At 61.3% G+C, this 19265-nt stretch carries 21 protein-coding genes and 1 tRNA gene; 14 read left to right on the forward strand and 8 right to left on the reverse strand.

The features are described 5' to 3' along the window. Positions 1 to 152: 152 nt before the first annotated feature. Positions 153 to 242 (reverse strand) — tRNA-Ser (locus tag ACZ9IU_RS01400). Between the two features lie 222 nt (positions 243 to 464). Here ACZ9IU_RS01400 and ACZ9IU_RS01405 point away from each other — a divergent pair. The 9 genes from ACZ9IU_RS01405 to deoA all read left to right on the forward strand — a co-directional run bounded on the left by ACZ9IU_RS01405 (position 465) and on the right by deoA (position 9378). Beyond that, positions 465 to 791 carry a hypothetical protein gene (locus tag ACZ9IU_RS01405; RefSeq protein ID WP_051900233.1) on the forward strand — a complete coding sequence of 109 codons (327 nt, stop codon included), beginning with the start codon at positions 465 to 467 and terminating at the stop codon, positions 789 to 791. Positions 792 to 1136: 345 nt separating this feature from the next. Continuing rightward, positions 1137 to 2129 carry a BMP family lipoprotein gene (locus tag ACZ9IU_RS01410; protein WP_038548132.1) on the forward strand — a complete coding sequence of 331 codons (993 nt, stop codon included), beginning with the start codon at positions 1137 to 1139 and terminating at the stop codon, positions 2127 to 2129. A 75-nt stretch (positions 2130 to 2204) separates the two neighbouring features. Further along, positions 2205 to 3728, forward strand: a complete 1524-nt coding sequence (locus ACZ9IU_RS01415) for an ABC transporter ATP-binding protein (protein ID WP_038548135.1) — start codon at positions 2205 to 2207, stop codon at positions 3726 to 3728. A gap of 76 nt (positions 3729 to 3804) precedes the next feature. Beyond that, positions 3805 to 4908 (forward strand): ABC transporter permease, encoded by a 1104-nt coding sequence (locus tag ACZ9IU_RS01420; RefSeq protein ID WP_038548138.1) that lies wholly within the window; start codon positions 3805 to 3807, stop codon positions 4906 to 4908. Positions 4909 to 4912: 4 nt separating this feature from the next. Continuing rightward, positions 4913 to 5884, forward strand: coding sequence for an ABC transporter permease (locus tag ACZ9IU_RS01425; RefSeq protein WP_038548141.1), 972 nt, complete (start codon positions 4913 to 4915; stop codon positions 5882 to 5884). Between the two features lie 3 nt (positions 5885 to 5887). Then, positions 5888 to 6280 (forward strand): cytidine deaminase, encoded by a 393-nt coding sequence (locus ACZ9IU_RS01430; protein ID WP_038548144.1) that lies wholly within the window; start codon positions 5888 to 5890, stop codon positions 6278 to 6280. 10 nt (positions 6281 to 6290) lie between these two features. After that, entirely contained in the window at positions 6291 to 7079 is a 789-nt protein-coding gene (locus ACZ9IU_RS01435) for a purine-nucleoside phosphorylase (protein WP_038548147.1), read from the forward strand. Positions 7080 to 7292: 213 nt separating this feature from the next. Next, positions 7293 to 8063, forward strand: coding sequence for a deoxyribose-phosphate aldolase (gene deoC, locus ACZ9IU_RS01440; RefSeq protein ID WP_038548150.1), 771 nt, complete (start codon positions 7293 to 7295; stop codon positions 8061 to 8063). A 4-nt stretch (positions 8064 to 8067) separates the two neighbouring features. Then, entirely contained in the window at positions 8068 to 9378 is a 1311-nt protein-coding gene (deoA, locus tag ACZ9IU_RS01445; protein WP_038548154.1) for a thymidine phosphorylase, read from the forward strand. Here deoA and ACZ9IU_RS01450 read toward each other — a convergent pair whose 3' ends face one another. The 7 genes from ACZ9IU_RS01450 to ACZ9IU_RS01480 form a co-directional block, all read right to left on the reverse strand. Continuing rightward, positions 9379 to 9894 carry a TIGR02281 family clan AA aspartic protease gene (locus ACZ9IU_RS01450; protein ID WP_157885205.1) on the reverse strand — a complete coding sequence of 172 codons (516 nt, stop codon included), beginning with the start codon at positions 9892 to 9894 and terminating at the stop codon, positions 9379 to 9381. A 124-nt stretch (positions 9895 to 10018) separates the two neighbouring features. Beyond that, positions 10019 to 10648: a uracil phosphoribosyltransferase gene (gene upp / locus ACZ9IU_RS01455; RefSeq protein ID WP_038548156.1), complete on the reverse strand. Its 630-nt coding sequence runs from the start codon at positions 10646 to 10648 to the stop codon at positions 10019 to 10021. A 61-nt stretch (positions 10649 to 10709) separates the two neighbouring features. Next, positions 10710 to 11726 carry an adenosine deaminase gene (locus ACZ9IU_RS01460; RefSeq protein WP_038548159.1) on the reverse strand — a complete coding sequence of 339 codons (1017 nt, stop codon included), beginning with the start codon at positions 11724 to 11726 and terminating at the stop codon, positions 10710 to 10712. Beyond that, complete coding sequence (locus ACZ9IU_RS01465) at positions 11723 to 12943, reverse strand: phosphopentomutase (RefSeq protein WP_038548162.1); 1221 nt, start codon at positions 12941 to 12943, stop codon at positions 11723 to 11725. The genes ACZ9IU_RS01460 and ACZ9IU_RS01465 overlap by 4 nt, the downstream gene beginning before the upstream one ends. Before the next feature lie 112 nt (positions 12944 to 13055). Then, positions 13056 to 13649, reverse strand: coding sequence for a TadE/TadG family type IV pilus assembly protein (locus ACZ9IU_RS01470; RefSeq protein WP_038548165.1), 594 nt, complete (start codon positions 13647 to 13649; stop codon positions 13056 to 13058). Beyond that, positions 13649 to 14290 carry a TadE/TadG family type IV pilus assembly protein gene (locus ACZ9IU_RS01475; RefSeq protein WP_038548168.1) on the reverse strand — a complete coding sequence of 214 codons (642 nt, stop codon included), beginning with the start codon at positions 14288 to 14290 and terminating at the stop codon, positions 13649 to 13651. The genes ACZ9IU_RS01470 and ACZ9IU_RS01475 overlap by 1 nt, the downstream gene beginning before the upstream one ends. A 100-nt stretch (positions 14291 to 14390) precedes the next feature. After that, the gene (locus ACZ9IU_RS01480) at positions 14391 to 14783 is read right to left on the reverse strand and encodes a pilus assembly protein N-terminal domain-containing protein (protein ID WP_038549945.1); all 393 of its coding nucleotides are present in this window, start codon (positions 14781 to 14783) and stop codon (positions 14391 to 14393) included. A gap of 419 nt (positions 14784 to 15202) precedes the next feature. On the opposite strand from ACZ9IU_RS01480, the gene ACZ9IU_RS01485 reads away from it, so the two are divergent. The 5 genes from ACZ9IU_RS01485 to ACZ9IU_RS01505 all read left to right on the forward strand — a co-directional run bounded on the left by ACZ9IU_RS01485 (position 15203) and on the right by ACZ9IU_RS01505 (position 19258). Beyond that, on the forward strand, positions 15203 to 15391 hold the full coding sequence (locus tag ACZ9IU_RS01485; RefSeq protein ID WP_038548170.1) for a Flp family type IVb pilin: 189 nt from the start codon (positions 15203 to 15205) through the stop codon (positions 15389 to 15391). Positions 15392 to 15531: 140 nt separating this feature from the next. Then, on the forward strand, positions 15532 to 16044 hold the full coding sequence (locus ACZ9IU_RS01490; RefSeq protein ID WP_038549947.1) for an A24 family peptidase: 513 nt from the start codon (positions 15532 to 15534) through the stop codon (positions 16042 to 16044). 114 nt (positions 16045 to 16158) lie between these two features. After that, entirely contained in the window at positions 16159 to 16971 is an 813-nt protein-coding gene (cpaB, locus tag ACZ9IU_RS01495) for a Flp pilus assembly protein CpaB (RefSeq protein WP_038549949.1), read from the forward strand. Positions 16972 to 16984: 13 nt separating this feature from the next. Then, complete coding sequence (locus ACZ9IU_RS01500) at positions 16985 to 18526, forward strand: type II and III secretion system protein family protein (RefSeq protein WP_038548173.1); 1542 nt, start codon at positions 16985 to 16987, stop codon at positions 18524 to 18526. A 51-nt stretch (positions 18527 to 18577) separates the two neighbouring features. After that, positions 18578 to 19258, forward strand: a complete 681-nt coding sequence (locus ACZ9IU_RS01505; protein WP_038549951.1) for a CpaD family pilus assembly protein — start codon at positions 18578 to 18580, stop codon at positions 19256 to 19258. The last annotated feature ends 7 nt before the right edge of the window (positions 19259 to 19265 follow it).

Raw genomic sequence — 19265 nt, forward strand, 5'->3', positions numbered from 1 at the left:
CCAACCGCGTCGTTGATCAGACCCATGCCGGAAATCGCCGGGCGTTGCAGCGAACGACGGCGATGGCCGCAAAACACGATACTTCGCCGCAGCGTGCCGATCGAGGCGTCACCTCGCGGCCGACAAAACATGAAACAGCTTAAAAAAGCCAATGGCGGACAAGGTGGGATTCGAACCCACGGTACGCTTTCACGCACACACGCGTTCCAGGCGTGCGCCTTAAACCACTCGGCCACCTGTCCTTGGTTGCTTTGCGTCGTCTGAGAAGCAAAACGTTGGAACGGCCGCGATATATACCGATCAATTCCCCGGGATCAACCCGAATCTGAACGTTTTTTGACAGTGGGCGGGAAAACTCCGTCGACCGCGTTGCCAAGCCTTGGGCCCCGGACTATTTCTTCTGCCATAAACGCCGTCGCGCGGCAGGCGGCGCGGCCGTGATCAACGATGCGGGCTTGTTCGCCATGGCAGTCATACGGTTCGTTTTCCATCTGCTCAGCGGGCTTGCTCTGGTTGCCGCGATCGTGGCCGGCACGCTGGATGCGATCCAGTCCGTGTCCGCCTCCTCGGTGGTGCTGACCAGCCTTGGCAATGCTTGGCTCAATCTCGATCCGGAAAGCCTGGCGCTCACCGAGATCACCGCGACCACCTATCTCGGCCAGGACATCTGGCGGCCTTTCGTGGCCCCGGTGCTGGCGCAGCCGGCATTCGCGGTGTTCCTGGGGATTGCGTTGATCTTTTGGATGGCCGGATACAGCCGGCCACAGTTTGCCGGGCGGTTTTCCGCCTGAAGCCCAAGCTGATCCTGCCGGCTCCCAAGAACTGCTGGGGGTAGTGTTGTAAGCGGAGTTGGATGCCGTCATGGGTTGCATGATACAGATGCCTCCGGCCTCGCTCGACGAATGGGCAGAACTAAGTCTCGAAACCTTCCATTTGAGCAGTTTTCGACAGCATTGTCGAAGTTTTCAGCAGCTTCGCTGTTTTTTACCAGTTGAAAAAAATCTCGTGAATTTTTCCGAAACCCGTGCAAGAGTGACCGAAGCCAGACCCTTGAAGAAAAAGGGCAGGTGGCCGCAGACATCACCGGGGAACGGGGATTGCGGGAGGACCTAACAGCTAAAAAACAGGGCTGCACGATGAAGAAAACCCTTTTAAGCCTCATTGCCATGGCGGCCATGTCGGCAACCGCGCTCGCCGCGGATATCAAGCCGGCGCTGGTCTACGGCACGGGCGGCAAGTTCGACAAATCCTTCAACGAAGCCGCTTCCGTCGGCGCCGAAAGGTTCAAGAAGGAAACGGGGATCGACTTCCGGGATTTCGAACCGACCAGCGACACTCAGGGCGAGCAGGCCATCCGCAACTTCGCCAGCCGCGGCTTCAATCCGGTGGTCGCCGTATCGTTCGCCTGGACCTCGGCCATGGAGAAGGTCGCGGCCGAATTCCCGGACACCAAGTTCGCGATCGTCGACTCCGTCGTCAACCTGAAGAACGTCCGTTCGGTCCTCTATAAGGAGGAAGAAGGTTCCTACCTCGTCGGCCTTCTCGCCGGCATGGCGTCGAAGACCGGCAAGGTCGGCTTCGTCGGCGGCATGGATATCCCGCTGATCCGCAAGTTCGGCTGCGGTTATGTCCAGGGCGTCAAGGCGGCCAAGCCCGATGCGCAGGTCTTCCAGAACATGACCGGCACGACCGGTGCTGCCTGGAACGATCCGGTTCGTGGCGGCGAGCTTACCAAGAACCAGATCGACCAGGGCGCCGACGTCGTTTACGCGGCTGCCGGTGCGACCGGTCTCGGCGTGCTGCAGACCGCTGCCGACAACAAGAAGCTGTCGATCGGCGTCGACTCCAACCAGAACCACCTGCATCCGGGTTCGGTTCTGACTTCCATGGTCAAGCGCGTCGATCTCGCCGTCTACAATGCCTTCAAGGACACCAAGGAAGACAAGTTCACGGCTGGCATCCAGGCTCTCGGCGTCAAGGAAGACGGCGTTGCCTACGCGCTTGACGACAACAACAAGGCGCTGATTACGCCCGAAATGAAGGCCGCCGTTGAAAAGGCCAAGGCCGACATCATCGCCGGCACCATCAAGGTGCACGACTACATGTCGGATAAGGCCTGCAACAAGTAAGGCCGGTTTTGAGGGGCGCAGGGCGACGATAATCGCCATGCGCCCTTTTTGCATATCAGGCGGAAGGGCGGACCATTGAGCTTCGATTCTCCGAAGGAGCCCGCGATCGAGCTTGTCGGCATCGACAAGAAGTTCGGTACGGTACACGCGAACAAGAACATCAATCTGACAGTCGCCAAAGGCTCGATCCACGGCATCATCGGGGAAAACGGCGCCGGCAAGTCGACCCTGATGTCCATCCTCTACGGCTTCTACCAGGCCGACCACGGCGAGATCCGCATTTCGGGAAAGCCGATGACGATCCGGGATAGCCAGGCGGCGATCGCGGCGGGCATCGGCATGGTGCATCAGCACTTCATGCTGGTCGAGAATTTCACGGTGCTTGAAAACGTCATGCTCGGCGCCGAAGGCGGCCAGCTTCTCGCCAAGGGCGTTGCGAGCGCCCGCAAGGAGCTGAAGCGGCTGGAGGACGATTACGGCCTCGAGGTCGATCCGGATGCGGTCATCGAGGAACTGCCGGTCGGCAGCCAGCAGCGCGTCGAAATTTTGAAGGCGCTCTATCGCGGCGCTGACATCCTCATCCTCGATGAGCCGACCGGGGTGCTGACGCCGCCTGAGGCCGATCATCTGTTCAAGGTCCTGCGGGTGCTGCGCGATCAGGGCAAGACGATCATCCTCATCACCCACAAGCTGCGCGAGATCATGGCGATCACCGATACGGTTTCCGTCATGCGCCGCGGCGAAATGGTCGCGACCCGCAAGACCGCGGAAACGACCGTCGAAGAACTTGCCGAACTGATGGTCGGCCGCCGCGTCCTGCTGCGTGTCGAAAAGGGAGCCGCCCATCCGGGAGGGGTCCTGATGTCGGTCAGGAACCTGACGGTCAAGGACAGTCGTGGCGTCACCATGGTCGACGACGTCTCCTTCGACGTGCGCGCGGGCGAAATCGTCGGCATAGCGGGCGTCGCCGGCAACGGCCAGTCGGAACTGCTCGAAGCCATCGCCGGCATCCGCAAGCCGTCGTCCGGCGAGATCTTCATCGATGGCAAGCCCGTCGCCGGTGTCGACCCGGCAGGCCTGCGCGATCTCGGCCTCGCGCATATCCCGGAAGACCGCCACCATATGGGTCTGGTCCTGAAGTTCGAGGAATACGAAAACTCGATCCTCGGTTATCACCGCGATCCCAGATACGGCCGCGGCCCGTTCCTGGATCTCGATGCGATGCGGAAGGATGCCGAGGAGAAGATCGGCAAATATGACATCCGCCCGCCGAACCCGCGGCTGCGCACCGCCAATTTTTCCGGCGGCAACCAGCAGAAGATCGTCGTGGCGCGCGAAATCGAGCGCGATCCGAAAATGCTGCTCATCGGTCAGCCGACCCGCGGCGTTGATATCGGCGCCATCGAATTCATCCACAAGCGGATCATCGAGATGCGCGACGCCGGCAAGGCGGTACTGCTGGTCTCGGTGGAGCTGGACGAGATCCGTTCGCTCTCCGACCGCATCCTGGTGATGTTCGCGGGCAGAATCGTCGGCGAAAAGTCGGGCGAGGCGGGCGAACAGACGCTGGGCCTGATGATGGCCGGGATCGCCGCATGACGCTTTCAGCAATGACCTATCCGGAGCATGGAATGATCGGACTTTCGGCGGCAGCACGGCGGACGAGGGCAGGGGCATGACCACCGCATCCGTTCCGCTTCCCGCCTGGATCAATTACGGCCTCATCCCGCTGCTCAACCTCATCCTGGCTTTCTTCTTTTCCGGTCTGGTCGTCTGGGCGATCGGCGAAAGCCCGTTCGAGGCGCTGCAATTGCTGTTGATCGGCGCGCTCGGCCGCGGCGAAGGCATCGGTTTCACCCTGTTTTATACGACGAGCTTCATCTTTACCGGCCTGTCGGTGGCAGTCGCGATCCATGCCGGCCTGTTCAATATCGGCTCGGAGGGTCAGGCTTATCTCGGCGGCCTGGGTGCGGCGCTCGTGGCGCTGGCCATGGACCATTACGTGCCCTGGTATGTAACGATGCCGTTTGCAGTGATCGGCGCCGCCCTGTTCGGTGCAGCCTGCGCCGCCATTCCTGCCTGGCTGCAGGCCAAGCGTGGTAGCCACATCGTCATCACCACCATTATGTTCAACTTCATCGTCTCGTCGCTGATGAACTACATGCTGGTGCGCGTGCTGATCGTTCCCGGCAAGATGGCGCCCGAAACTCGCACCTTCTTGCCCGGCGGCCAACTCCCCAAGCTCGACTGGCTGATCGCCATGTTCGGCGGCAAGCTCGGCGCGGCACCGCTCAACTTCTCTTTCCTGATCGCGTTGATCATGTGCTTCCTGGTCTGGGTGCTGATCTGGCGCACCAAGCTCGGTTACGAGATGCGTACGCTCGGCATCAGCCCGACGGCTGCGAGTTATGCGGGCATCCGCTATTCGAAGATCGTCATGATCACCATGCTGATCTCCGGCGGCCTTGCCGGCATGATGGCACTCAATCCGGTCATGGGCGCTTCCGCCCGCCTGCAGATCGAATTCGTCGGCGGCGCCGGTTTCGTTGGTATCGCGGTGTCGCTGATGGGTCGCAACCATCCGGCCGGCATCATCCTGGCGGCATTGCTGTTCGGCATCCTCTACCAGGGCGGCGCCGAACTCTCCTTCGACATGCCGAGCATCACCCGTGACATGATCGTCGTCATCCAGGGCATGGTCATCCTGTTTGCCGGAGCCCTGGAATATATGCTCCGCCCGGCCATCGTCCGGTTCTACCAGCAGCTCACCGGGAAATAGGCTCATGGATTATTTCGATATTTTCATCAGCATTCTCGGTTCGGCGATCCGCCTTTCGATCCCGCTTCTGTTCACGGCGCTTGCCGGACTGTTTTCGGAGCGCGCCGGCATTTTCGACATCGGTCTCGAAGGCAAGATGCTGGCCTCGGCCTTCGCAGCCGCCTGCGTCGCGTACTGGACCGGCAATGCCTGGTTAGGCCTGCTCGGCGGCATCGGCGTGTCGATCGTATTTTCCTTCGTGCACGGCTTTGCCTCGATCACCAATCGCGGCAACCAGATCGTTTCCGGGGTGGCGCTGAATTTCGTCGCCGCCGGTCTGACAATCGTGCTCGGCCAGGCCTGGTTCAGGCAGGGCGGGCGCACCGGCCAGGTGCCCCCCGAGGGCCGTTTCTCGTCCATCGTCCTGCCGGGCGCCGACATGATGCGCGACGTGCCGATCATCGGCCCACTTTATGCACACGTGATCTCCGGCAACAACATCCTCACCTACATCGCTTTCCTGATGGTGCCGATTTCCTGGTGGGTTCTCTACCGCACCCGTTTCGGCCTGCGCCTGCGCGCTGTCGGCGAAAATCCGGGTGCGGTCGATACCGCCGGCATTTCAGTTGCCTGGATGCGCTACCGGTCTCTGATCGTCGCCGGGTTCCTCTGCGGTTTCGCAGGCACTTACCTGTCGATCGCCCAGTCGGCCGCCTTCATCAACAACATGTCGGCCGGCAAGGGTTATATCGCGCTTGCAGCACTGATCTTCGCCAAATGGAAACCGGTGCCGGTCATGCTCGCCTGCCTGCTCTTCGGTTTCCTCGACGCCTTCGCCAATTTCATGCAGGGCAAGTCGCTGCCGCTGATCGGCGAGGTGCCGGTACAGATCTTTCAGGCGCTGCCCTATATCCTCACCTGCGTCTTGCTGGCCGGGTTCATCGGCACCGCCCGTCCGCCCAAGGCCGGCGGCGTGCCCTATACCAAGGAGCGTTGATAGATGTCTCACGACCTTTTCGAAGCCGCCCGCGGTGCGATGGCCAAGGCTCACGCCCCTTATTCGAAATTTCCGGTGGGCGTGGCGCTCCGTGCCGATGACGGCAATGTCTATCTCGGTGCCAACATCGAGAACATCTCCTTTCCCCAGGGCTGGTGTGCCGAGCCGACGGCGATCGGCGCTATGATCATGGGTGGGGGTAAGAAGATCGTCGAACTGGCAGTGCTTGCCGAAAAGCTGGCGCTCTGCTCACCTTGCGGCGGCTGCCGGCAGAAGATCGCGGAATTTGCCTCCGCCGATACGCGCATTTATCTCTGCGACGATCTCGGCGTCCAGAAAACCGTCACCATGGCGGAACTCCTGCCTTTTGCTTTCGAAACCGACGTGATCGGCTGAGGCGGTGGAGATGAGGAAAGTCATCGATCTGCTCGTCGAGCGCCTGAACGGCCTGGTGCCGCGCCACGCGATCGTACTCGGCTCCGGCCTCGGTTCACTGGTGAACCAGGTGACGGAGGCTGTCCGTGTGCCTTATGGCGCGCTGGAGGGTTTCCCTGTGAGCGGCGTGACCGGCCATGCGGGCGAAATCGTCGCGGGTTATCTCGGAGCCGAACCGGTCATCATGCTTTCCGGGCGGGCGCATTATTACGAGCATGGCGACGCCAAGGTGATGCGCTTTCCGATCGAGGTGATGAAGGGCCTCGGCGTCCAGTCGCTCATCCTCACGAACTCGGCAGGCTCCTTGAGGGAAGATATGCCGCCGGGCTCGGTGATGCAGATTTCCGACCATATCAATTATTCCGGCATGAATCCGCTGATCGGCGAAGAAGGCGACGGGCGATTTGTCGGTATGACCACCGCCTATGATGCAGACCTCACGCTCGATATGCGCAATGCGGCGATCCGTTGCGGCATCCCGCTGTTTTCCGGCGTCTACATGTGGTTCTCCGGACCGAGCTTCGAGACGCCGGCGGAAATCCGCATGGCGCGCACGCTTGGCGCCGATGCGGTCGGCATGTCGACGGTGCCGGAAGTCATCCTCGCGCGTTATTTCGGGCTCAAGGTCGCGGCGGCCTCGGTCATCACGAATTTCGGCGCCGGCATGACCGGCGCAGAACTCAGCCACGCGGAAACCAAGGACATGGCGCCCGTCGGCGGGCAGCGTCTGGCGGCCATTCTGAAAGAAATGCTGGCCTGATTACACGATGTATTTCAAGCGGATAAGTCCCGTGTGGGCGCGTGCCCCTCTGGTGTGGCTTGCATCTAATCGTTTGAACGATAAATATGGGCGAGCCGCATGACCCAGAAATCGAGCAGATTTTGACCGGACCTGCGTCGCCTTTGAATTTACTGCGTCACTATCGGACCGATAGGCGCGCGGCGCAGTAAGCAAGCCGGGGAGGCACTCGACATGGAACTCCTGAGCCCGCGTGAGGCGGCAGCCTTTGCGCTCTCGCTTCTCGACCTGACGAACCTGCGCGACGATTGCGATTACGCTGCGATCGAGAAACTGTGCCAGCGTGCCCAGACGCCTTATGGCAACACGGCTGCGATTTGCATCTGGCCGCGGTTCGTCGCCCATGCGCGCCAGATCTTGGGGTCCGAACATCCGGTCCGCATCGCTACGGTCGTGAATTTCCCTTCCGGCGAACTGGATGTCGCGACCGTCGTCGGGGAGACGCGCAAAGCGATCGAAGACGGCGCCGACGAGATCGACATGGTCATTCCCTATCGCAAGCTGCTCGCCGGCGATGAGGCGGCGGTGGCCGAAATGGTCGAGGCCGTCCGCGCCGCCTGCCCGAATGCCTGCCTGAAGGTGATCCTCGAGACGGGCGAGCTGAAGGATAGCGCTCTAATTCGTCGCGCCTCCGAACTGGCGATCGCCGCCGGCGCCGATTTCATCAAGACATCGACCGGCAAAGTCGCCATCAACGCGACGCTCGAAGCAGCGGATATCATGCTGCAGGCGATCCGGGATTCGAAGAAGCGCGTCGGCTTCAAGCCTGCCGGCGGGATCTCGACGGTTGCGGACGCCGATCTCTACTTCCGGCTTGCCGAAACGATCATGGCCCCCAACTGGATCATGCCCTCCACCTTCCGTTTCGGCGCATCGAGCTTGCTCGATGATATTCTCGGCGTGTTGAGCGGCAGCACCACCGTCCGCGCGTCGAGCGGCTACTGACACGATGATCCCGCAGGAAATCATCCGCCGCAAGCGCGACGGAAAGGTTCTCACCGGCGAAGAGATCGCAGCCTTCATTGCTGCCCTGACAAAAGAGGAAATCTCCGAAGGCCAGGCGGCTGCCTTTGCCATGGCTGTCTTCTTTCGGGGCATGTCCCGCAATGAGACGGTGGCGCTGACGCTTGCCATGCGTGATTCCGGGACTGTCCTGAACTGGGACGCTCTTGACCGGCCGGTGGCGGACAAGCACTCGACTGGCGGCGTCGGCGACAATGTCTCGCTGATGCTTGCGCCGATCGTGGCGGCCTGCGGCCTTGCGGTCCCGATGATTTCCGGCCGTGGCCTTGGTCACACCGGCGGCACGCTCGACAAGCTGCAGTCGATCCCGGGTTACAGCGTCATGCCGGACGAGGTTTTGTTCCGCAAGGTCGTCCGCGAGGTCGGTTGTGCCATTATCGGACAGACGAGCGACCTCGCTCCCGCCGACCGCCGACTCTACGGTATCCGCGACGTGACGGCCACTGTCGAATCCGTGCCGCTGATTACAGCCTCCATCCTCTCCAAGAAACTCGCGGCCGGTCTCGGCAGTCTCGTGCTCGACGTCAAGGTCGGCAACGGCGCCTTCATGGAAAGCCCGGAGGAAGCAGAGGCGTTGGCCCGCTCGCTGGTCGAAGTGGCGAATGGGGCGGGCGTCAATACCGCAGCACTTCTGACCGATATGAACCAGCCGCTGGCAGACGCGGCGGGCAATGCGCTCGAAATCGTCAACTGTCTCGATTTCTTGGCCGGCCTGAAGGCCGGTACCCGGCTCGAGGCCGTCGTTTTGGCTGAGGCCGCGGAAATGCTGGTCCAGGCAGGCGTGGCCAGCAATCTGGCCGAGGCCGAGGAGAGAGCGCGGCTGGGTCTGAGCTCCGGCGAAGCGATGGAGCGGTTTGCCCGCATGGTCCACGCACTTGGAGGTCCCGCGGATTTCTGCGAGCGTCCGGATTCCTACCTTGAACGCGCGCCGGTGCGGCTGCGCGTGCCGGCGCCGCGCGATGGGTATCTCGCCGCCTGCGAGACCCGGGCCATCGGCCTGGCCGTCGTCGAACTCGGTGGAGGCCGCAAGCGGGCTGCGGATCCGATCGATCATCGCGTCGGCATCAATGAGCTTCTGCCGCTCGGTCGCCAGGTCTCGGAAGGCGAGCCGATCGCCACGGTGCATGCCAGGACAAAAGAGGATGCCGAGCGGATCGCTGAGGATATTGCGCGCTTCTATACGATCTCAGACGCCCCGGTCGCAGCCGCGTCGGTCATCTTGAAACGCATCGGCTGATCACTGGATCAGCTTCAGGTTGCCGCCTTCCACCTGGAAGGATTTCAGTTTCTTCAGGAAACTCATGCCGATCAGCGTGCCGGCAAGCGCCTTGTCGCGCAGCACGAAGGTATCGACGTCCTTGACGCGCACGCCGCCGATCTCGATGCGGTCGAGGACCACATGCGCCGCCTCGGTTCCGCCATTGGCGGTGTTGACCGTGTAGCGGAAATCCAGGCCGTTTGCGCTATAGCCCAGCTTACGCGCCGTGCTTTCGTTGATCGCCACCAGCGATGCACCGGTATCGACGAGGCCGTCGACGGATTTGCCGTTCATCCGGAACGTGCCGTTGAAATGACCTCGGCCATCGGCTTCCAGGGTCACGCTGCCGGGTGTCACCGAAACAGGCGTGGCCTTTGCGGGCGCTTCGACGGCAGCCATCGCCTCCGGCGGATGATCGGCACGCTGGATCAGCGCTGGGATCTGTGTCGCCAGCAGCGCCGCAACGGCGGCAAAAATGACGGTGCGCAGGAGCATGAACAATCCTCTCGGCATGAACCGGATATCCGCTTCCTGCATAACCGACAATTCATAAGAAAACGGCCCGCGAAATCCCCGCAGGCCGTTCATTTAAAAGCTTGGTAAGCGAATTCTAAATTACTTACTTGGTGCCGTACATCCGGTCGCCCGCGTCGCCCAGACCGGGTACGATGTAGCCCTTCTCATTGAGATGGCTGTCGATCGAGGCGGTGTAGATCCTGACGTCCGGATGCGCCGCACGGAAGTTGGCGATGCCCTCGGGGGCTGCAAGCAGGCAAAGGAAGCGGATATTGTGGGCGCCGCGTTCCTTGAGCTTGTCCACGGCAGCGATCGAGGAATTGCCGGTCGCCAGCATCGGATCTACGACGATGATCAGCCGCTCGGCAATGTCTTCCGGTGCCTTGAAGTAATATTCGACGGGCTGCAGCGTCTCGTGGTCGCGGTAGACGCCGATATGCGCGACGCGGGCCGAAGGCACCAGTTCGAGCATGCCTTCGAGAAGCCCGTTGCCGGCGCGCAAGATCGAGGCAAAAACCAGCTTCTTGCCTTCGACGATCGGCGCCTGCATTTCGACGAGCGGGGTCTCGATCGTTTCCATGGTCAGTTCGAGGTCGCGGGTCACCTCGTAGCAGAGCAGCATCGAGATTTCCCGGAGCAGCCGTCGGAAGCCCGCCGTCGAGGTTTCCGTCTTGCGCATGATCGTCAGCTTGTGCTGCACCAGCGGATGATCGATGACAGTGACGCCGTCCATGAGCTTCCCCTTCTTGTTCGCCTGTCTCTTCTTTCAGGAAAAAGGCCGGTTCCGCAACCCATCAGGCGCGTATGGCCGCCTCATCCCCAGCCTCTGACCCGCTCTGGGCGTCGAACCGGGCGATCAGCTTTGCCCTTGTCGCGTCGTCCACGAAGGCAGCCTCGATCGCCGTGCGCGTCATCTCATCGATCTCGCCATCCGAGATCCCCATCACCCCCGACGCGATCTCGTATTCGCGGGCGAGCGAGGTGTGGAAGAACGGCGGGTCGTCGGAATTGATGCAGACCCGCACCCCGGCGGCCTTGAGGCGCTTCAGCGGGTGGCTGTCGAAATCCGGAAACACCTTCAGTGCGATGTTCGAGCCGGGGCAGACTTCGAGCACGGTGCCGAGCTCGACAAGCCGTTCCACCAGCGCCGGATCCTCGATTGCGCGCACGCCATGGCCAATCCGCGAGGGCTTTACCAGATCGAGCGCATCGGCGACGCTGAAGGCACCGCAGACCTCACCGGCATGGATGGTCAGACCCAATCCGGCATCGCGGGCGATATCGAAGGCACGAGCATAGTCGGCGACGCGGCCCATGCGTTCCTCGCCGGCCATGTTGAAACCGGTCACCAGCGGGTTTTTCGCGCGCGCCGCGTATTCGGCGGCGGAGATCACCCGGTCCGGGCCGAAATGCCGCTCGCCCGTGACGATGATCCGCGCCTCGATGCCGATCTTTTCGCGGGCTGCGTGGATGCCGTCGCAGATGCCGGCGAGATAGGCATCCGCTCCGAGCCCGATCCGGTCTCCGTGATCGGGCGAGACGATGATCTCGCTGTAGATCGTGCTGGTGGCGGCAAGTTCCAGAAGATAGGTCTCGGTCAGCAGCGCATAGTCGTCGGCGGTTTTGAAGAGCGCGGCGACAGCATCGTAGCAGACGAGGAATTCTGAGAAATCCGACCAGACATAAGCGCCGTCGCGCAGCACTTTGCTGGCATCAACGCCGTATTTCCTGGCCTGGGCTGCAGCCAGTGCCGGCGGCGTAGCACCCTCGATATGGCAGTGGATCTCGGCCTTGAGGAGGTGTCTGGTCAAAGGAAGCTCCATCCGTTGGGCCCAGGCGGGATCGACAGATGGGCAGCGATTGTTTCGGCAATGTCCGAGTAGGTTGATCTGATCCCGATCGAGCGGGAGCGGATACCCGGCCCGAACGCCATGACCGGCACCCGCTCGCGGGTATGGTCGGTGCCGCGCCAGGTCGGATCGCAGCCGTGGTCTGCGGTGAGGATGACGAGATCCCCCGGTTTCAGCCGCCGGTGGACATCCGGCAGCGCGCGGTCGAAGGCTTCGAGCGCCGCGGCATAACCCGGCACGTCACGGCGATGACCGTAGAGCATGTCGAAATCGACGAAATTGGTGAAGACCAGATCGCCGACGGTCGCCTCGTCCATCGCGGCAAGCGTCGCCTCCATCAGCGCCGCATTGCCGTCCGCCTTGATGACGCGCGACACGCCTTGGTGCGCAAAGATGTCGCCGATCTTGCCGATGGCATGTACCGACCGGCCGCCCCGGATCAGCCGGTCGAGCAATGTCGGCTCGGGCGGCGGCACGGAGAAGTCGCGGCGATTGCCGGTTCGCTGGAACGTGGCCGCCGTTTCGCCGACAAAAGGCCGGGCGATCACCCGGCCGATATTCATCGGATCGACCAGCACCCGTACGACTTCGCAGAGCCTGAGCAGTCGGTCGAGGCCGAAATGGGTTTCGTGGGCGGCAATCTGGAAGACGGAGTCGGCCGATGTGTAGCAGATAGGCCTTCCGGTGTGGATATGCTCTTCCCCAAGCCGGGCGATGATTTCGGTGCCGGATGCGTGGCAATTGCCGAGAATGCCCGAAATGCCGCCTTCACGGCAGATGGCGTCCACCAGTTCGGGAGAGAAGGCCTCGCCTTCGGTCGGGAAATAACCCCAATCGAACATAACCGGCGTGCCGGCGATTTCCCAATGGCCGGACGGGGTATCCTTGCCGCGGGAAATTTCGTTGGCGGCGCCGTACAGGCCGAAGATCCGCTCCGGCATCGGCATGCCGACGGGATAGTCGCCGCCGGCGAGCTTTGCGATTTCCAGAAGACCGAGCGATGACATGTTCGGCAGATGCAGCGGGCCTTCCCTCAGACCCGCGCGGTCGCCGACGCCTGCGGCGCAGAACTGCGCGATATGCCCGAGCGTATTGGAGCCGAGATCGCCATACTCGTCCGCATCGGGGGCACCGCCCACGCCGAAGGAATCAAGAACGAACAGGAACGCACGCGCCATCGGTCACCCGGAAGTTTGAATATCGCCCGGCCGACGGTTTGGCTGCCGGCTCGAATCGGGATTCATATAGCCGTGCGGATGTATTAGCAAAGGGCATGACGTCCGATGCGCGTCAGCAATTGGTGCAGGCGACGTTGTTCCCAAGGCGCTGGCGGTAGAAATACTCCCGCGCGATGGTGATGTTCTGAACCTCGCTTGGCAAAAGGCCGGGCATGAACATCAACAGTTCGTGGTGGACCGAAACTTCCGCCCGGACGAGGAAGGAATTGGCTATATGCATGTCGGGCGGCACCGGGACCGCAGAACCGACCACATAGGGCCTGCCGTTATCCTGGTTCCACGACCAGGCAACGGTCGGACTGCCATTGGCATCGAGCGTCACGCCCGTGACCTTGATGCTGAGCGTGTTGGGCGTATAGGGGGCGAAAAGACTGGCGGTGACATCTTTCATCGTCGCAAGCATCGTCTTGTCGACACTCGTTTCCCGGGTCACGAGATCGGCGATCGTACTGGCGCTGCGCGTCACCCGCTTGGAGACGCTGAGGCCGATGGTGATCTCGAAGGACGTGATGTAGAGGCTGAGAAGCAGCGGCGCGATCAGCGCGAACTCGACTGCGCCAACGCCGCGCCTGTCGGTCATGAACTGCCTGAGGCGGGTCAACAGGCCCGGATGTCGCGACTGCGGCTGCGGCTTTTGCTCTTCCATCACGGATAGTCCTCGGCTCGGAAGGCGGATGTCTCGACGATCAGGAAATAGTTCGGCCGTCCGCCGTTCGCAGGCCTGACATTGGTGATGTAAGGCCGGATCAGATCGGTGACGACATCCCAGCGGTAATAGGCACGCAGCATGTTGATGCTTTTGGCGGGGCCCGGCGCATAGGCGAACGAAGATGTATCGAGCTCACCGAAATCGCCACCGGACGTCGAACGCGGGATTGTCTTCGGTATCAATGCGAAGCTCGCGAACGAGCGGACGTCGAGCAGAAGTTTGTCCGGCGTCGTAATTTCAGCATCGCTGCACGTGATCAGGATCGATATTTCGGCGCAGAAAGCGCGGCGGAATTCCGTTTGGTTCTTGTCTGTGCCGCGATTGAGCCCGTAGGTAATATTGCCGGTCCTGAGCTTGCGCGCCATCGTGTCGACGGCATTGGCGACAAGCTGTTCTCCCGTATAGGCGATGAAGGTTTCGACGATCGCAAAGACAATCAGGAAATAGGGGATTGCCAGCAGCGCGAATTCGATCGCCGCTGCTCCGTCTTTCGAGCGGATGATCCGCCGCCACGCCCCGCGTTTACCCTTTACAGGTACAGGCGCACCGCTTCTGGTATCGTCATGATCCTGGCACATGGTTCCCGCCCGACAGCCCGGTTTGAGCACGCCGATCCTAGGGTTCGATTATTGAGATTCCGTTGCAACGATCGTCTGCAGTTTAACCACCTGTCCCCGATCAGGGCGAAGCGGTGTTCTTGAACTCGGCGTGCTGCTCGCAATTGGGTGTGCAGGAGAGGATGGAACGTTCCGTTTGCCGGAAGACGCGCACCGTGTTGCCTTCGTCGATGGAAACGAGGATGCGTTCATCGGCAATCGCATTGCCCTGGGCGTCGAGCAGCACCAGATTGGTCGTGCCGAAACTGCGGCCGGTGAGAACGATCGTAGTGGAGTCCGCGACGGTGGCATCGGCGACGTTGGAATTGCCAACGATGACCTTGCTGACCGGACGGTCGAGTTTCAGCACGCGCGCATGATTCATGAATACGCGCAGAAGATCCCCTTGATCCTGCGCAGCAACATGTCCCGCGCCAGCGAACACGCCACCGCAAATGGCGAGGAGTCGGACCATGACGCTACGGAACAGCATTGGGGGCAGCCTTTAGGGTGCAGTTGTTATCGGCCAAGGATGGATGTGATTGGTGAATGAAAGGTTAAGCGGCACAGGCGGCCGGGTTTGATCTCATCTTAACCATTGCCGAATGGCCGGGATCGCAGCCCATGGAGCGAGTATCAGCCTTCTAGCATGTAAATTAAAGCTCTGTAAAAAAATGTACATTAGTCAATTATGAGCGGGAGTGAACGTATGGTCGAATGCGATCTTTTTTCTTTCCCCTTCGTTTACCACGCAACCGGCAATCCTCCATTAACGGGTTGGTAATGATGTTCCTTAAGTCGATGGCAATCGTCCGTCTGTAGATTGCAGTCATCCGAACAACGGAAACAGTTGTCGGGACGTGCTGAACAACAAATGTGGAGTAGGAGAGTTCCATGACCAAGATTTTCGCCCGTTTTATGAAAGATGAGTCTGGTGCGACCGCCATCGAGTATGGTCTTATCGCAGCACTCATCTCCGTTGCTCTGATCGCTGGTGCGACCACCCTCGGCACCTCGCTGAACACCCAGTTCACCAACATCTCGAAGAAGCTTAACTGCGGCACCGGCACCACCGCTTGCTGATTGCAGGCGTGACAAATTCCAGAAGCCGGCTCGATCACAATCGGGGCGGCTTCGTCTTATTTCGTAGTTCAGCAGGGATTGGGGATCGTGCATTCCGCGCGTGCAAATCCTGACTGATGTCGGCGGATTCAGCAATGATCGTGATCACTCTGGCCATTCTCACAATCCTGCCGCTTTGCCTGGCGCTTGCCGCCATCTTCGATCTCGTCAGCATGACGATCCCGAACCGGGTATCTGCGGTTATTCTGGTGTCCTTTCTGGTCCTAGCCCCGCTCGCGGGGCTGTCCTGGCCAGAAATCGGCATGAATCTGGTCGCCGGCCTTGCCGTGTTCGGCGCGTGTTTCGCGCTGTTTGCCTTCAATGTCATGGGTGGCGGCGATGCGAAGCTCCTGACCGCGACCGCCGTCTGGTTCGGCTTCAATCATTCGCTTCTGGTTTTCCTCGTCACCGTCGGTTATGTCGGCGGCGCGGTGACGCTTGCTTTCCTGCTCCTGCGCTCGCAGGCGGAGTCGGTCATGGCCATGGGCATCCCGCTCCCTTCGTCCCTCGTCAACGCCAAGAAGATTCCTTACGGTATCGCCATTGCGATCGCCGGCTTCCTGACCCTCGAGCTTGCGCCGATCCATCTCCTGGCCGTGAAGGCGTTTCAATAAAGGTTTCCGCGATGGAAAGATCGCGTTAACCAGAATTGTAAGCGTCTCATTAACTATAATTACACCATTGGAGACCATTCTCCGGGGGAATTAGTGTTCCCTCAAGGAATGGCCATGAAGCCCACCCGTATCATTATTCTCGCGGTTGCCGTGGTGGCGGCGGGTCTCGCCGGCATGCTCGCCATGCGCCTTTCCGGCACCAAGGCACCCGAACTGGTGGAAACCGTCATCCAGAAGGAGCCGACGGTCAAGGTGCTCGTCTCGGCTGAGAACCTGCCCATCGGCAGCCGGCTGAACGATAAGTCGATGCAGTGGGCGTCCTGGCCCTCGAGCGGCGTCGTCGACGGCTTCATCACCGATTCCACACGGCCGAACGCGATGACCGAGCTTCAGGGTGTCGTGGTCCGCATGCCGATGTTCAAGGGCGAGCCGATGCGCGCCGAGAAGATTGCCGATTCATCCAGCCGCATCATGTCCTCGTTGCTTCCGTCAGGAAAACGGGCCGTCGCAACCGAGATTTCGGTGGCGACAGGCGCCGGCGGCTTCGTGCTGCCGAATGATCGCGTCGACATCATCATGGTGCGCGAGAACAAGGACAGCGGCAACTACATTACCGAAACCATCCTGAGCAACGTCCGCGTCCTCGCGATCGACCAGCAGGTCCAGGAAAGTGAAGACGGCAAGAAATCGGTGGTCGGCACGACGGCGACGCTGGAACTGACGCCGGACCAGGCAAAGGTCATCGCCGTCGCCCAGCAGATGGCCCAGCGGCTGACGCTCGCGCTGCGCTCGGTCGCGGACTCGCAGGAGGCCGACACGGTCGCCCCGGGCTATTTGCTGCATGGGGGCGATGGCAAGGCGGATATCCAGGTCATCAAATCGGGTGCGATCGTCAAGAGCACGGCGACGGCGGTGCAGGCGAAATGAACGGAGCGCTCAAGTGAACAGTCTGAAACACAAGATTCGTAGCTCGGCAGCGGCAGGCTTGGCTTTTTGCCTCGCCTTTTCCGGCATTTCGCTGAATATCGCCCCGATCAGCCTTGAACCTGCGCAAGCCCTGGCGGCTGAAAACAGCGTCGTCCGCATCACCGAAGGTGGCCCTGGCATCCGTAAACGGCTGCAGCTCGGCCTCAACAAGGCCCTGGTCGTCGACCTGCCTTCCGACGCCCACGACATTCTGGTCGCCGACCCGAGCATGGCTGACGCGGTGACGCGCACCTCTCGCCGCATCTATCTGTTCGGCAAGACCGTTGGCCAGACCAACATCTTCGTCTTCGGACCAAACGGCGAGGAAATCGTCAGCCTGGACGTGGCAATCGAACGTGACATTTCCGGTCTCGAGCAGAACCTTCGCCGGTTCCTGCCGGAATCGAACATCAAGGTCGAGATCATCTCGGACAACATCGTGCTGTCGGGAAGCGTGCGCACCCCCCAGGACTCGGCGCAGGCGGAAAAGCTCACCACCGCCTTCCTCAAGGGCGGTGAGGCGACCACCCGGAATATCACGGCTCAGGGCAATAACGGCGACGCGGACATCTTCGCGGAAAACCGACAGAAATCTCAGATCGTCAACCTCCTGACGATCGAGGGTGAAGACCAGGTCACGCTGAAGGTGACGGTTGCGGAAGTCAGCCGGCAGGTGTTGAAGCAGCTTGGTTTCAATGGCTCGGTGGCCGGTCCCAAGGGCTCGATTTCCTTTGCCAATCCCGCCAATCTGGGAAATGCCGTCGGCTTGGCTGCTCAAGGCGTCCTGTCCGGGAACATCGGCAATGTCGCTCTTTCGACTTACATGAACGCCATGGAGCAGGCGGGCGTCATGCGCACGCTCGCCGAACCAAGCCTGACCGCCATTTCGGGCCAGCAGGCAAAATTCTACGTCGGCGGCGAATTCCGCCTGCCTGCCCAGCAGGAGGTCGATGGCCAGAAGGGGACCGTCACGCAGACGGTCAACACCGTCGACTATGGCATCGAACTGAACTTCAAGCCCGTCGTTCTGTCGCCGGGACGCATCAGCCTGGTGATCGAAACCAACGTGTCGGAGCCGACCTATGAAGGTTCTGCCGCGACGGGTAACGGTGCTTCACTGCGGATCCCCGGCAATACCTACATGTCGATCCGCAAGCGCGAGGCTTCGACCACCGTCGAGTTGCCCTCCGGCGGCTCCATCGTGATTGCCGGCCTGGTGCAGGACAACGTCCGACAGGCGATGTCCGGCCTGCCGGGCATTTCCAAGGTGCCGGTGTTCGGCACGCTCTTCCGCAGCAAGGATTTCGTCCGCAACGAAACCGAACTCGTGATCATCGCGACGCCGTATCTGGTCCGTCCTGTTGCGCGCAGCGAGATCGCCCGGCCGGACGACAATTTCAATCCGGAAAACGATGCAGCGACCTTCTTCCTGAACCGCGTCAACAAGATCTACGGCCGCAAGGAGCCCGTCGCGACGGGCCAATATCACGGCGCCGTCGGCTTTATCTACAAGTGAGCGGTCATGGACATTGAAACGCAGAAAATCTCCGCCGAAGGACAGGATGCCATGACCAAGGTTACAACCAGGTCCCGTCGCCGCCAGATTGCCGCAGCCTTTGCGCTCGCGGCATCCGGCATGCTCCTGTCGGCCTGCGGCAACAGCCAGCTCACCACCGGCGCCATCCCCGACGACTATCGCACCCGCCATCCGATCGTCCTGGCGGAAGGTCAGTCGACCCTCGATATTCCGATCGCCTCGGGCGATGTCCGCCTGACGACCGGGATGCGCGATACGGTCAAGGGATTTGCACAGAACTTCATGGCGTCGCCTGCCGGCGTAATGCAGATCCAGGTGCCGTACGGCTCGTATAATTCCGGTGCCGCGCAACATCTGGCGGGCGATATCCGCCGTGAACTGACGCGTTCCGGCATCAAGCCGCAGCGGATCCTGATGAGCAGCTATGCAGCCTCGCCGAACGGCGATGCCGCGCCGATCCGGCTTTCCTACGTGACGACCAAGGCGATGACCGGCCAGTGCGGTGAATGGCCGGCGGATCTGTCGGACAACACGTTCGGCAACAAGAACTGGTACAATTTCGGCTGCGCCAGCCAGAACAATCTTGCAGCCCAGGTCGCCAACCCCACGGACCTCATCGCCCCGCGCGCCATCACGCCGATCGACGCGGCGCAGCGCGCCAAGGTCATCAGCGATTATCGCGGGGAATCCAGTGGCACAACGACGCCGTAAGCCAGGG

The sequence above is a fragment of the Mesorhizobium sp. USDA 4132 genome (assembly GCF_056279545.1).

Bases quoted from the DNA above. Each gene is read 5' to 3' on its own strand.
- deoA (WP_038548154.1), top strand. From the start codon at position 8,068: ATGATCCCGCAGGAAATCATCCGCCGCAAGCGCGACGGAAAGGTTCTC.
- ACZ9IU_RS01465 (WP_038548162.1), bottom strand. From the start codon at position 12,943: ATGGCGCGTGCGTTCCTGTTCGTTCTTGATTCCTTCGGCGTGGGCGGT.
- ACZ9IU_RS01450 (WP_157885205.1), bottom strand. From the start codon at position 9,894: ATGCTCCTGCGCACCGTCATTTTTGCCGCCGTTGCGGCGCTGCTGGCG.
- ACZ9IU_RS01480 (WP_038549945.1), bottom strand. From the start codon at position 14,783: ATGGTCCGACTCCTCGCCATTTGCGGTGGCGTGTTCGCTGGCGCGGGA.
- ACZ9IU_RS01420 (WP_038548138.1), top strand. From the start codon at position 3,805: ATGACCACCGCATCCGTTCCGCTTCCCGCCTGGATCAATTACGGCCTC.
- ACZ9IU_RS01485 (WP_038548170.1), top strand. From the start codon at position 15,203: ATGACCAAGATTTTCGCCCGTTTTATGAAAGATGAGTCTGGTGCGACC.
- ACZ9IU_RS01430 (WP_038548144.1), top strand. From the start codon at position 5,888: ATGTCTCACGACCTTTTCGAAGCCGCCCGCGGTGCGATGGCCAAGGCT.
- ACZ9IU_RS01405 (WP_051900233.1), top strand. From the start codon at position 465: ATGGCAGTCATACGGTTCGTTTTCCATCTGCTCAGCGGGCTTGCTCTG.
- upp (WP_038548156.1), bottom strand. From the start codon at position 10,648: ATGGACGGCGTCACTGTCATCGATCATCCGCTGGTGCAGCACAAGCTG.
- deoC (WP_038548150.1), top strand. From the start codon at position 7,293: ATGGAACTCCTGAGCCCGCGTGAGGCGGCAGCCTTTGCGCTCTCGCTT.
- ACZ9IU_RS01505 (WP_038549951.1), top strand. From the start codon at position 18,578: ATGACCAAGGTTACAACCAGGTCCCGTCGCCGCCAGATTGCCGCAGCC.
- ACZ9IU_RS01470 (WP_038548165.1), bottom strand. From the start codon at position 13,649: ATGGAAGAGCAAAAGCCGCAGCCGCAGTCGCGACATCCGGGCCTGTTG.
- ACZ9IU_RS01435 (WP_038548147.1), top strand. From the start codon at position 6,291: ATGAGGAAAGTCATCGATCTGCTCGTCGAGCGCCTGAACGGCCTGGTG.
- ACZ9IU_RS01410 (WP_038548132.1), top strand. From the start codon at position 1,137: ATGAAGAAAACCCTTTTAAGCCTCATTGCCATGGCGGCCATGTCGGCA.
- cpaB (WP_038549949.1), top strand. From the start codon at position 16,159: ATGAAGCCCACCCGTATCATTATTCTCGCGGTTGCCGTGGTGGCGGCG.
- ACZ9IU_RS01425 (WP_038548141.1), top strand. From the start codon at position 4,913: ATGGATTATTTCGATATTTTCATCAGCATTCTCGGTTCGGCGATCCGC.
- ACZ9IU_RS01475 (WP_038548168.1), bottom strand. From the start codon at position 14,290: ATGTGCCAGGATCATGACGATACCAGAAGCGGTGCGCCTGTACCTGTA.